This window comes from Kribbella sp. NPDC051952 (assembly GCF_040680855.1).
Taxonomy (GTDB): Bacteria; Actinomycetota; Actinomycetes; order Propionibacteriales; family Kribbellaceae; genus Kribbella.
Map to the genome: position 1 here is coordinate 191086 of NZ_JBFAXQ010000008.1, position 11921 is coordinate 203006.

At 66.8% G+C, this 11921-nt stretch carries 9 protein-coding genes; all 9 read right to left on the reverse strand.

The genetic code is table 11. The features are described 5' to 3' along the window. Nucleotides 1-3 precede the first annotated feature (3 nt). The 9 genes from AB0L70_RS17590 to AB0L70_RS17630 all read right to left on the reverse strand — a co-directional run bounded on the left by AB0L70_RS17590 (nt 4) and on the right by AB0L70_RS17630 (nt 11780). Nucleotides 4-822 (reverse strand): aldo/keto reductase, encoded by an 819-nt coding sequence (locus AB0L70_RS17590; protein WP_363685112.1) that lies wholly within the window; start codon nt 820-822, stop codon nt 4-6. Between the two features lie 80 nt (nt 823-902). Then, nucleotides 903-3383 carry a LamG-like jellyroll fold domain-containing protein gene (locus AB0L70_RS17595; RefSeq protein ID WP_363685114.1) on the reverse strand — a complete coding sequence of 827 codons (2481 nt, stop codon included), beginning with the start codon at nt 3381-3383 and terminating at the stop codon, nt 903-905. 79 nt (nt 3384-3462) lie between these two features. Then, the gene (locus AB0L70_RS17600) at nt 3463-4500 is read right to left on the reverse strand and encodes a lactonase family protein (RefSeq protein WP_363685116.1); all 1038 of its coding nucleotides are present in this window, start codon (nt 4498-4500) and stop codon (nt 3463-3465) included. Next, complete coding sequence (locus tag AB0L70_RS17605) at nt 4500-6095, reverse strand: CocE/NonD family hydrolase (protein WP_363685118.1); 1596 nt, start codon at nt 6093-6095, stop codon at nt 4500-4502. Before AB0L70_RS17605 ends, AB0L70_RS17600 begins: the two co-directional genes overlap by 1 nt. Nucleotides 6096-6153: 58 nt before the next feature. Further along, complete coding sequence (locus AB0L70_RS17610) at nt 6154-7089, reverse strand: oxidoreductase (RefSeq protein WP_363685120.1); 936 nt, start codon at nt 7087-7089, stop codon at nt 6154-6156. Nucleotides 7090-7127: 38 nt separating this feature from the next. Beyond that, nucleotides 7128-8588, reverse strand: coding sequence for a M36 family metallopeptidase (locus AB0L70_RS17615; RefSeq protein ID WP_363685122.1), 1461 nt, complete (start codon nt 8586-8588; stop codon nt 7128-7130). Nucleotides 8589-8738: 150 nt separating this feature from the next. Then, nucleotides 8739-9590 carry a M48 family metalloprotease gene (locus tag AB0L70_RS17620; protein ID WP_363685124.1) on the reverse strand — a complete coding sequence of 284 codons (852 nt, stop codon included), beginning with the start codon at nt 9588-9590 and terminating at the stop codon, nt 8739-8741. Nucleotides 9591-9842: 252 nt separating this feature from the next. After that, nucleotides 9843-10979 carry a hypothetical protein gene (locus tag AB0L70_RS17625; RefSeq protein ID WP_363685126.1) on the reverse strand — a complete coding sequence of 379 codons (1137 nt, stop codon included), beginning with the start codon at nt 10977-10979 and terminating at the stop codon, nt 9843-9845. Between the two features lie 15 nt (nt 10980-10994). After that, nucleotides 10995-11780 carry a hypothetical protein gene (locus AB0L70_RS17630; protein ID WP_363685128.1) on the reverse strand — a complete coding sequence of 262 codons (786 nt, stop codon included), beginning with the start codon at nt 11778-11780 and terminating at the stop codon, nt 10995-10997. Nucleotides 11781-11921 lie beyond the last annotated feature (141 nt).

Sequence of the window (11921 nt, forward strand, 5' to 3'; positions counted from 1 at the left end):
TCTTCAGTCGAGCAGGCGTAGCAGCTCGGGGTCCCGCCACATTTGCGCCGGCACCGGCTGGCGGACCAGCGCCGCGTCGGCTCGGATCTCGGCCGGGGTCGAGGCGGCGATCAGCACCGAGGTGACCGCGGAATGCCTGCTGGGAAAGGCGAGTGCGGCCTGCGGTAGGGAGACGCCGTACTGCTCGCAGACCGCGGAGATGCGGCGCGCGAGGATCGCCCCTGGGTCGCTCGACTTCTCCGCCTGCAGCACCCGCGGCGTGAGGACGCCGGACACGATCACCGAGACTCCGCGGGCCAGGCAACGATCGAGCAGCGGCGCCGCGGACCGGTCGAGCAACGAGTACTGACCGGCCAGCAGCACGCAGTCCAGCTCGACGTCGCGGACGAGCCGATCGAGCTCCTGCCAGTCGGCTGAGACCGCGCCGACCGCCTTGATCACGCCGTCGCGCCGCAGCCGGTCCAGTGCCGGGTACGCCGACTCGTCCTCTGCCAGGACCAGGTCGACAGCGAGCCCGAGCCGCTCGCCGCTGGCCTGGATCTCGGCCGCCGCTTGGTCGCTGGTCACCCTCGTCGAGATCAGGAACTCACCACGGGGTCGCCGCTGCAGCGCCGTACCGAGCCGTCGTTCGGATTCGCCGTACGCCGGGGACGTGTCGAAGAGGCGGATACCAGCCAGGTACGCCGCGTCCACGGTGGCGACCGCGGTTGCGTCGCCGTCCGGGCCCGGCGGTTCGCCGAGATGCGAACCACCTAGCCCGAACCGCGGAGGCCGGAAGCCGATCGTCGAGTGCGGCGCAAGCGCATGGCTAGGAGCGGCCATCACTGTCACCTCCGGCTGGTCGGCAGTACTACCAGGATCGGTGACGTGCGACTTCTTCGCATCTCGAATCGGTCTTTTTGTCAGCGGCCGGATTCGTAGAGTGTGCGGACCTCCTCGTCGGTGAGGGCGCGGTCGTAGAGGTGGACCTGATCGACGGTGCCGTCGAGGAAGTCGACCTGGTTGCCGCCGAACTTGGCGCGGCCGATCACGGTATTGCCGGTCGAGGTCGAATCCAGGCTGCACGCGCTCTTGGTGGCGACGGGTTGCCCGTCCACGTAGAGCTTGAGCTCACCCTTCGCCGCATCGCGTACGCCGGTCAGGTGGTACCACTGATCCGGGTTCGGCTTGGTCGGTGCCAGCGCCCGCAGACCGGAGAAGCTCATCGCGAACCGCTGGTCCTGACCCGAGTACTGCAGGAAGAACGCGCTGTCCCGCTCGCCGTCCTGGCTCACCACGGTCTGGAACGAACCATCGGCCTTGTTCAGCTTCACCCACGCGCTGGCCGAGTAGTTGCCACTGGTGTCGAGCAGCGCCGCACCGGTGTCGACGTACTGCCCGGATCCGTTCAGGGCAACGCCTTGGCCGTTCTTGCCCTCGGCAAAGACCGCTCCACCTTGGAGAGTCGCATCGTTGTTGCCGACGGCATCTTCCGCGGTTCCGTCGAGCGGATAGAAGTGGATGCCATCGGCACCGGGTGTGCCGGGGCCGGGGTTCGGTCCGCCGGTGCCGGTTCCGTCCGCGCCGGCGATGATCTGCTGGTTGATCGTGCGGACCTGGGCCGAATCCATCTTCGGGACCCGGCGGTCGTAGGTGAAGAAGCCGTTCAGCTCACCTTCGACATCGGTGATCTGGGTGTAGACCGAGCCGCTGATCCCGCACTGGTTGGCGGACTTGAGCACGTCGCGTTGATTCTCGACGTACCGGCGGGTGAGGGTCGCGGAGTCCGGCGTCATCTCGTACGCGAAACCGTCGCCGAACCACATGTGATCCGGGACCTTCAAACCGAAGCCGCCATGTTCGCCGTCGACGCCGGCTCGGGTCTCGGTGGGCGAGGTGGTCGCCGGACCGAGGTAGGCGTGGCTGTCGAGCAGGTCACCGCGGCCCGAATCGCCCTTGGAGTTGCAACAGTTCACGCCACTGTGCGCGTTGACGAGTCTGGACGGATCCTGCGCCTTGACCGAGTCGGCGATCCGGCCGGTCTCGGTCTGATCCCACTCGCCCCAGCCCTCGTTGAACGGCACCCAGACGGTGATCGAGGTGAAGCTCTTGTGCTCCTCGACCATCTCGCGCAGTTCGGCCTTGAACTGGGTCCGCCACGGCTCGGGCATCGCGTCGGTCTTCGACGCGGGCATGTCCTGCCAGACCATCAGGCCGAGCTTGTCGGCCCAGTAGTACCAGCGATCCGGCTCGACCTTGATGTGCTTGCGAACGGTGTTGAAGCCCAGCTGCTTGTGCTGTTCGAGGTCGAACCTGAGCGCCTCGTCAGTCGGCGCGGTGTTCAGTCCGTCCGGCCAGAAGCCCTGGTCGAGGGTGGAGAGGTTGAACAGGATCTTCCCGTTCAGCGCCATCCGGAGCTTGCCGTCGGCACCCTTCATCAGGCCGACCGACCGCATCCCGGCGTACGAACCGACCTGGTCGACCGTCTTGCCACGGTCGATGAGGCGGACCTTCAGGTCGTAGAGGAACGGCTTGTCCGGGGACCACGTCTTCGGGTTCGGTATCGGCACCCGGACCTCGGTGTCCGCCTTCCCCCGGACCTGGCCGACGGCGCGGCGTCCGTCGTACGCCGTCACTTCGACGTCGAGGCCTGCGGGACCGGTCGTGTCCGCGGTGACCTTGAAGGTCTTGCCGGGGAGGTCGGGGGTCAGCTGGAGGCGCTCGATCGACGCGACGTTGACGGGCTCCATCCAGACGGTCCGCCAGATACCGGAGCTGCCTTGGTAGAAGATGCCGTGGTCGCCGACCTCGCGCTGCTTGCCGATCGGCTGGAAGGTCTCGTCGGTGAGGTCCTCGGCCCAGACGATCAGCTCCTGTGGACCCTTCTGGTGCAGGGCATTCGTGACATCGACGTCGAATCCGTCGTACCCGCCGCGATGGGTGGCGACCTGCCGGCCGTTCACCCACACCTTGGCGTCGTAGTCGACCGCGCCGAAGTGCAGCAGCAGCCGCTTGCCCTTCCAGTTGGCCGGGATGGTGAAGGTACGGCGGTACCACATCCGGTCCTCGTGCTTCTGCAGACCGGAGAGCGCGGACTCGATCGGGTACGGGACCAGTACCTTCTCGGCCAGCGGCCGGCCGATCGGCGGCTGGTCTCCCGGCGTGGCTGCGGACCACTCCCAGAGGCCGTTGAGGTTGCGCCAGTCCGGGCGGGTCAGTTGGGGACGCGGGTACTCCGGCAGCGCGTTGGTCGGCGAGACGTCGCCGGTCCAGGGGGTGGTGAGTGGCGGAGTGCCGATGCGCCAGTCAGGGGACGCATCGGCAATCGGCACACGAGACGCCGCGGCTGTCGGCGCGAGGATTGTCGACAATAGGACGAGGGCGGCCGCAAGCGGCTTGAACATGCGAGCTCTCCTTCCGGGGCGGGGAAAGGAGCTCTCATGACAACGCTCTCACCACAAAAGCGCAAGAGCTCGCGCACGATCAAACATTCACGCAAACGGGGGTCGGCGCGCTGAAGCTGCTGGTCTGGGTCAGGCCGCCGGTGCTGCGGTCGACGGCGAAGGTGGTGACGTTGTTCGACTTCTGGTTGGCGACGAACAGGAGGTTGCCGGTCGGGTCGAGAGCGCAGTGGCGAGGCCAGTCGCCGCCACAGCTCGGCGTACCGATCAGCTCGAGTCCGGTACCGGTGGTCCTGAAGATCGCGATGCTGTTGTGGCCGCGGTTGGTCAGGTAGACGAAGTTGCCGTCGGCATCGACGACCACCTCGCCCGGGTAGTTCTGCGGGCCGCCTGGTGGTGCGGTGGGTAGTGATGTCTGCGGGGTGATCACGCCGCAGGCGTAGGTGCAGATCGTGATCGTGCTGTCGAGCTCGTCGGCGACATACGCGTAGTGGCCGGAGGGGTGGAAGGCGAGGTGGCGCGGGCCGGCACCGGCTGTGAGTTTCGCCTGGTGCTGGAGGGTGAGCTTTCCGTCCGCGAGGGTGTAGGTGTAGATCGAGTCCGTGCCGAGATCGACGCCGAGGACGTAGTCGCCGACCTGTACCACCTGGTGTGCATGTGGTTGGGCACCTTCGTGCTTCACCAGGTCGGTTTGTTGCCCTAGGCTCCCGTCTGCGTTGATCGGGTGGACCGCAATGTCGCCGGATCCGTAGTTTGCGCTGAGCAAGTAGTTGCCGACCTTGGCGAGATGACAGGGTCCGGATCCGTTGTTGGGTTGACGATTCAGGACCCTGGGATTGCCTGCGACATCTATTGCGGTCACGGCTCCGGCGTCCTGCTCGTTCACGGCGTAAAGGAAGTTGCCGGCTCGGATCAGGAAGGATGGGTCGGCCACACCGGTCAGCTTGCCGGTCGAGGTGATCTTGCCGGTGGCGTCGTACGTCGCGAGACCGATGCCGTCTCCGTAGGTGCCGAGGTAGAGCTTGTTGTCGTCGGCGTCCTTCAGGTTGTTGTCGGCGGCGGCTTTCAGGTTGACGAGTGCTGCGGCGGTGAGGCCGAGGAAGCTTCGGCGGGTGACCATCACGAGGCGACCGGAACGCTGAGCCAGGACGGGTCGTCGGCCGGGGAGCTGAACGTGACCGACGTACCAATCACGCTGCGGCCGAGGTAGCGCGGATCGACCGTGTCGATGGCCAGGACCAGGTGATGGCCGGCCGGCACCTCCCAACTGGTTGCCTCGAGCCTCAGGTCGATCGCCACCGTGCCCGTTCCGCGCAGGGTGAACGGCCTGTGCGAGATCAACGACCCGACGCCGAGCGCGTCGACGTCGTACAGGTAGGCGAACAGCGACGTACTCGGGCCGGAGGGCTTCACGGTGAGGTGGAGCTTCGGCGTACCGCTGACGACGGCCCCGCTGGTGTAGACCGGACCGGACCACACTCCGGCGAACGATCGGTCCACCAGCGGCGTCACGACCCCGGTCGGGATCGACAGCAGCCCTTGCAGAGCACCGGATACGAGCGCAACTCCACTGTCGGCGATTGTCGGCACGCCCGCGCCGATCGCGCTGGACCAACCGGTCTGTGGTTGGGCCTGCAATGCGCCAGTCCGGCTCAATCCGGTCGGCTTGGTGAGGTACGACGTGCGCGCTTGACCGACCGCTGCCCAGTTCGGGTATCCGCGCCAGACGCCGCGTTGCGACTTCAGCTGGACGGGCGCCTCGGTGTCGGCGCCGTTGTCCGCACCGGTCAGGTAGTGCCGCAGCCAAGCCACAAGCTCGTCCCAGGTCTCGTTGGGCAGGCCGATCGCGCCAGGCACCTCGGGAGTCGCGTGATCGCCGTGGGCGAGGAGCAGCCGCTTCGGGCCGGTCAGGCGGGTGAAGAAGTCCGTGTACTGCGAGGGCGGGAAGATCGAATCCTCGAGGGCGTTGGCCAGGAAGACAGCCGGCTTCTTCGCGTTGATCTGGTCGGTCATCGTCGCGGCGGACCGTTGTGGCGACAGTTGCTTCGCCTCCGCGATCGCACCGTCGAAGTCGCCGGTGACGAACTTCGTCTGCAGCGAGGCCATCTCCGGACCGGGCCGGCCGGTGATATTGCCCAGGGCAAGCAGTCCGGCAACGGACTGGAGGGCAACGGTTTCGTTGGGATTGAGGGACGCGATCAGGTCGGCCCACCCGCTCATCGCCCCGACCGCCTTGATCCGCGGGTCCTGCGCGCTCGCGAGGAGCGACGTACCAGCGCCGTACGAGATCCCGACCGCGGCGACCCGGCTGGTGTCGGCCGGCGTGTGCTGGCCGGCCCAGTCGATCACCTTGCTGACGTCGGCGACGGTCGGCGGTCCGGCGATGTCGATGCCGCCGCCGGAATCCCAGAAGCCGCGACTCGAGTACGAGATCACCTGGAAGCCGGAGGTGGCCAGCTTCGCGCCCTGACCGACGTACTCGACGTTCGGCACACCCCAGCTCGACGGCATCACCACGAGCGGGAACGGACCGTCGCCCTGCCCTGTCGGCGTGAGTACGACGGCGCCGATGGGAGTCCCACCGGCACCGGGGATGCGCTGGTACGACGTACTGAAGCCGGGCGCAGTCTGGTCCGCTTCGGCGCTCGGACCGAGGGTGATGACGATCAGAGCAGCGGTCAGGACGACAGCGAGGGCGGCTGCGATTCTGCGCACGGGGCGACCTCCGGCTGGGAAATTACCGGTAGGTAACCAGAAATCTGCCGCTGTGTCACTACCTCAGCACGGTGAGTTCCGGATTCACCCCGGTCGCTTCGATCGACCACTCCCAGAGTCGCCCGGCGAGCTCAGGGTCCTGGGCTGTCTGGGTGGGGAGCACGATCTTGGGTCTGCCGCGGAACTCGAAGAAGCCGGGACCGACGTACGAACCGGGGCGCAACTCCGGGACGGTCGCGGCGTACAGGCTCGGCCAGGCACCAGCGGCGGCGGACTGGGCGAAGAGCCGGTTGCCGATCCCCATGAACCTCACCATGAACGCCTGGCCGGCCATCTCCGGGCCCGCCGCCTGCAGGTGCGTCGACGCGTAGCCGGGATGCGCCCCCGCGCTCAGCAGGTTGACGCCGGCCGCCCGGGCGCGGCGGTCGAGCTCGAGCATGAAGAGGAGATTGGCGAGCTTGGACTTCCCGTACGCCTCCCACTTCCGATAGCTGCTCGCCGGGCGGCGGAAGTCCTCCTGCGTGATCCCCCGCACCGTCTTGTGCACGAAGGAACTGACCGTGACGACCCGCGGCGCCGTTGCCTTGAGCAACAACGGCAGCAGCCGTCCGGTGAGGGCGAAGTGCCCGAGATGATTGGTGCCGAGCTGCAGCTCGAACCCGTCCACGGTCTGCCGGTACGGCGGTGCCATCACGCCGGCGTTGTTGACGAGCAGATCGAGCCGGTCGTAGCTCTTCGTGAGCTCGTCCGCGGCCTTCTCGACACTGACCAGATCGGCCAGGTCCAGCTCGACGACCGTCGGCTTGTGGCCGGAGCTTCGTTCGAGTTGCTGTGCCGCGCGGGCAGCCTTCTCCGGGTTCCGGGCCGCGACCAGCACCTCAGCGCCGTGTCTGAGCAACTCGAGTGCGGTCTCGTACCCGAGTCCGCTGGTGGCGCCCGTGACGAGCGCCCGTCGTCCGGTCAGGTCAGGGATGTCCGCCGTACTCCAGGTCATGCGCCCACAGTAGCCGTGGGCGCATGACCTGTGACGGGTCAGAGGATCTTGCGGGCCTTGAAGGCGTCGGTCACCTGCTGCGCGGCGGCCTTGCCGTAGAGCAGCCGGGCGGCCTGGACGGTGTCCTGCGCCGCGGCGGCGAAGGAGGTGTCCGGGTCGTAGAAGAAGGTGGACTCGAGGATCACCTTGTTCGCCTTGGTCCGGCCGAGCGCCTGGTGGATGTCCCACAGCGCGTTCGACCAGATCTCACCGTCGTCGTGCACCTCGCCGACGATGTCGTCGGTGGTCTTACCGGTGTCGGTACGACGCAGGCAGTGCGGCTCGGTGCTCGTGTACGACGTCGCGTCCCAGTCCATCACGCACGGGAGGTTGAAGCCCTTGCTGACCGGAACGGACATGGTGACGGCCCAGTAGTCGCCGAAGCCCTCACCGATCGAGCCGGCCTGGAGCGACTCGCCGAAGCCCGGGACGATGTCGTCCTGGATCGCGTGACCGTACTCGTGCCAGATCACCTCGGCGTCCTCGGCGTCGTCGACGCCACCGTCGCCCATCGTGATCATGTCCGTCTCGGGATCGTAGAACGAGTTGTCGTCGCGGATCGTGTCGACGGAGAAGTCCTGGGACTCGTTGTTGGCCTCGGTGAAGCCCAGCTGGTGGATGTACTCCTGCGCCTGGTTGACGTGGTAGTACACCATCACCTGCTCGAACTTGTTGTTCGCGCGCTGGTAGACGAACGTGTTGTTCTTGTTCTGCGCGAGCCCGCCGTTGCCCTCCTTGATGTTCACGTAGGAACCGTTGAGGAAGCCCGAGCCGTCCAGGTTGCGCAGTACGACGTTCTTCTGCGCCACGAACAACGCGTCCTGGTTCTTGTCGTTCATGTCGGTCAGCTTCTCGTTCTTCTGGCTGACCACCGGGTTCGGGTCGAAGACCGAGCCGCGCCCGTCGACGTTGTCGCTGATCACCTTCGACTCCACCACCGAGCCGGTGTCGGCGTCGACCAGCGAACGGCTCACACCCTCGGAGGAGTGCGAGGTGACGGCCCACACCAGGCGCGCGTTCGGCCCGCCGACCACGGCAAGCTTCGCCGCGCCCTGCGTCGCCGTCGGCACCGGGGCGATGGTCTTGTTCGGCGCGGCGATCCGGGCCGCCCGGGCGATGACCGCGGCGTTGGCGCTCTGGGTCGCGGCCGCCGGCTGCACCTTCGCGCTCACGTCCAGGTTCGCCGGTACGGCGTCCCGCCCGTCCGCGACCTCGACCACGCCGTCCTTCGTCACGTGCTTCGCGTAGTACCCGTCGATCACGGGCAGGCCCTTGAACGTCTGCTGGTACCAGTAGTGCTTGCCGAGCAACGACGTCTTGGTCTTGATCAGCTTCAGCCCACCCGGATTGGCCACCGCCACCTCCGGCGCAGCCCCCGCGGCACTGGTGAAGGACAACCCGAGCGAGATAGTGGCCAACCCCGCGGTAACAGCCACAACCGCCGTACGGCGCTTCCTCATACGTTCCCTCCCACACTCCGTGTTGCGTAACGCAACCACTACGATCCGTTGGACCCTAATTCCCCCACCCACCCCCTGTGAAGCAAAACCCCCCACCACCCCACCCCGTCAAGGGAAAACCTCCCTCCCCCACACCGCGCGCTGCGGCGGTCAGCCCCAGGCTTGAGGCGGGAGCCCTCCGGCCTGCTCGAGAGCGCGGACTCGCTCGGCGGGAGACGGCGAACTCGACATGAGCTGCGAGCGCCGGTTGGCGTCACGACCCAGCATCTGCTGATGCTGGAACTGCCAGCCATAGAGAACCTGGACAAGGGTCGCGCCGTAACCCATCACTGCCGCCCGACGGTCGGCTTGAAGAACCTCGCGGCGACCGAGCCACGCGAGGATCGGAGGCGCGACGAATGGTGTCAAGAAGAGCAGCGGCAATGTGAGGCTGTCACCGAATGTCAGCACGGCAAGCAAGACGCCCAGATATGCGATGAGTACGAAGCCGATGACTACGCAGCCGACCGCAGGCACAGCTCGCATCAGGCGGCCCAGTGCCCGGACACCGATCAGCGCACACCGGGCCGGGATCGAATACCAGAAACTCAACAAACTCAGCCAGTCTCGTCCGCCCAGATGGTGGCCGAGCTCGTGAGCTAGCGCTGCCTCCAAATGTGCCGGAGGCAGCGTGTACAGGGCCCACCGAGTGACGCCGACGGTGTGTCCCGGAGTAGGTGTGGCATTTACGTCGTCGGACTCCTGGATCCAGATCGCGTACCGGCTCTCCGGTATCCCGGCCCGATCGGCCAGCTGCCGCCAGATCGGGCGTAGCCGCTGTTCCTCGATCAGCGTCGGCTGCCGCAAACGGAAGAGATACCGCGCGAGCATGTCTTCCACAGGTCGAACAAACACGACCACGCCCGACGCTATCCACAGGGCAACGAGCAGCCACCCCCAGCCAAATCCCAGAAGTCCCACGATCCAAGAGACGACGGCGAAACTCCAAAAGAACCACGGCACAGCCGACAAGAGGATCGCCGCTGTGGAGACCTCGACTCGTCTCGCTTGGCCTTGAGGTGCAGGTCCTGACTGTCCGGATGGCAGTTCAGGCCGTGGGTCGGGTGGCGTTATCGCTCCCGGATAACCGTACGCCGCTGGTTGCTCGGGCTGCCCTTCGCTCGGCCCCCAGGATCCGTTGGGGTCTCGAGGATCACCGGGGCCGGTCATGGGTGGTTCTCCTTGGGGTTGGGCGGGTCTGGGGGTGGTTCACGGTCAGTACATCGAGACGTGGACGTGGTCGAAGTGGCCGCCGGTGGCGTCGGTGGGGTTGTAGACGCCGCCGCCGTTGTAGGGGATCCAGGTGCCACGGCGGGCGGACCAGATCTTGCCGTACCAGATCACGTAGCGCACGCCGGTAGTGCCGGCGGTTTGGATGGCGAAGTTGGCGATCTGGTCGCCGCGGGCTCTCGCGGGAGAGGACTTCCGGGCGTCCGTGCCGACCATGACGTCGCAGGCTTTGCCGCGGGGATGGTCGCTGGTCGGGTTCCACGCGTGGGCGTCCCAGCAGCTCATGCTGAGGGTGCCCAGCGTCTTACGGGCCAATGCGACCCAGGCCGCCGTACGTGGTGTGACCAAGCCTCCAGTACCCGACGGATCTGTGACGCTCGCCTGCTCTTCGGGCCAGACTCCGTTGATCGGCTTACCGTCGACCAAGCCACTTTGCCCGCAGTCGCTGTCGTCGTGTTCGCCTTCGTTTCCCGTGGACGGCGCGTCGGCTCGACCGGCGTACGGATTGCCCGTCCTGGTGAGATCGATGCCGGCCTGCGCTGCGATCTGTCGCGCCTCCTGCTCGCGCTGGGCGTACCGCTCCGGGAACTTCGACACCTGCACGGCCTGCGCGGCATCGCCTAGAGCCATCGACGGCCACCCGTTGATGTCGACCAACCCTGGCGGGTCGGGCTTGGCCGAGCCACCGAAGAACGCGTTGGCGGCGTACCGGGGACTCAGGATCTGCAGTCGCGAGCCCCAGCCCGCGGCCGGGCGCTGCTGGAAGAGGCCAACGGAGTCGGCATCGCCAAAGGTGAGGTTCTGCAGGTCTGATTCCACCAGGGCAGTCATCAGCGCGATCAGCGTCGCCTTGCCCGGCAGACCTCGCTGAACCGCGACATCGTCGATCAGCTTGGCGAAGGCGGTCTGCGTCGCGCGAATCGGACCGGCCGGCTGCGGATTGTCCGCCTGGCCAGGTATCCCCGGGAGACACGCAGCCTGAGGCTGCGTGCTGCCGCCGAAGGGGGCGAGCATCAGCAAGCTCGCGACGCCGACGATCGCCAGCACCGCGGCGCCCTTGATGAAGACGCCTCTGCTCGCGACGGCCAGAAGGCCTCGACCGAGATCACGCTCGTCGAACATCGCAGTCCTCTGCCGTCATGGCCCCGTACCGCCAGACACCTCACTGATGACCCATTGGTTGCTCTGGTTCACCAGCGTGATGAGCAGGGGTACGTCGAAGCGCTGGGCATGCTTGCCGGTGACATCGATCGTGACCTTCACGAACCGCGTGATCCGGCCTGGAGTGTCGACCGGGGCCTCGGCGTTGGCCGGTGGGGCACTGACCGGCGCCGCGATCACTGTCGACTTGCCACCGTCGTTCTTGAGTGCGTCGTACGTCGGATCACCGGCAGCGGTGAAGCTGGATGCGACCTCCTCGGTCATGTACTTGGCGCTCTTCGCCACCAATGCCCCATACGTCTCCGCGCTCGGGTCGCGCGTGTAGAACGCCCGAGACCAAGCACCGACCACGTCTGTGGCCAATGCGGTCGCCTCTGCCGATGGACGCTGCGTCTCGGGCGGCGGGGTTGTGAGCGCTGTCGTGGTGGAGGAGGTGGTGGGCTGACTTGACGAAGTGTTGGACGGGGCGGTCGGGAGTACGACGGATCGTCCGGGAGTCAGCAAGCTGATTGGGGCTCCTTCGTCGCCGCTCTTGCCGCCGAACAGCCGTGGCAGACCGCCGCCGAGACCGAGGATGACGATCGCCAGCACAACGACGAGCATCACGATGACCGCGGGGCTCACCGGCTCGGCCTGACGCTGGTTGCGCAGCCAGGCCATGCGCTGTGCATGATCGTCGCGTCGCCAGTTCTTCTTCGCCCGGCGGCGCTGACGACCGCTGAGGTCGTCGATCTCCTCCGGGTACTCGTAGTCCGTGCTCATGAGCGAACGCCAACCGTCCGGCGTATCCGGATGAGAACGACCCGAAGGCCGCTGCTCGTCCGCGTCGGAAGGGCTAGGGTCCGGAGCGCGATGACGGGACCGGCCGGCACCCTCGCGGCGGTCGTTTGGCGAACGTGGTTT

What these genes read in the sequence shown, in the direction of transcription:
- AB0L70_RS17630 (WP_363685128.1), bottom strand. Translation starts at nt 11,780, where the DNA reads ATGAGCACGGACTACGAGTACCCGGAGGAGATCGACGACCTCAGCGGT.
- AB0L70_RS17610 (WP_363685120.1), bottom strand. Translation starts at nt 7,089, where the DNA reads ATGACCTGGAGTACGGCGGACATCCCTGACCTGACCGGACGACGGGCG.
- AB0L70_RS17615 (WP_363685122.1), bottom strand. Translation starts at nt 8,588, where the DNA reads ATGAGGAAGCGCCGTACGGCGGTTGTGGCTGTTACCGCGGGGTTGGCC.
- AB0L70_RS17595 (WP_363685114.1), bottom strand. Translation starts at nt 3,383, where the DNA reads ATGTTCAAGCCGCTTGCGGCCGCCCTCGTCCTATTGTCGACAATCCTC.
- AB0L70_RS17590 (WP_363685112.1), bottom strand. Translation starts at nt 822, where the DNA reads ATGGCCGCTCCTAGCCATGCGCTTGCGCCGCACTCGACGATCGGCTTC.
- AB0L70_RS17625 (WP_363685126.1), bottom strand. Translation starts at nt 10,979, where the DNA reads ATGTTCGACGAGCGTGATCTCGGTCGAGGCCTTCTGGCCGTCGCGAGC.
- AB0L70_RS17600 (WP_363685116.1), bottom strand. Translation starts at nt 4,500, where the DNA reads ATGGTCACCCGCCGAAGCTTCCTCGGCCTCACCGCCGCAGCACTCGTC.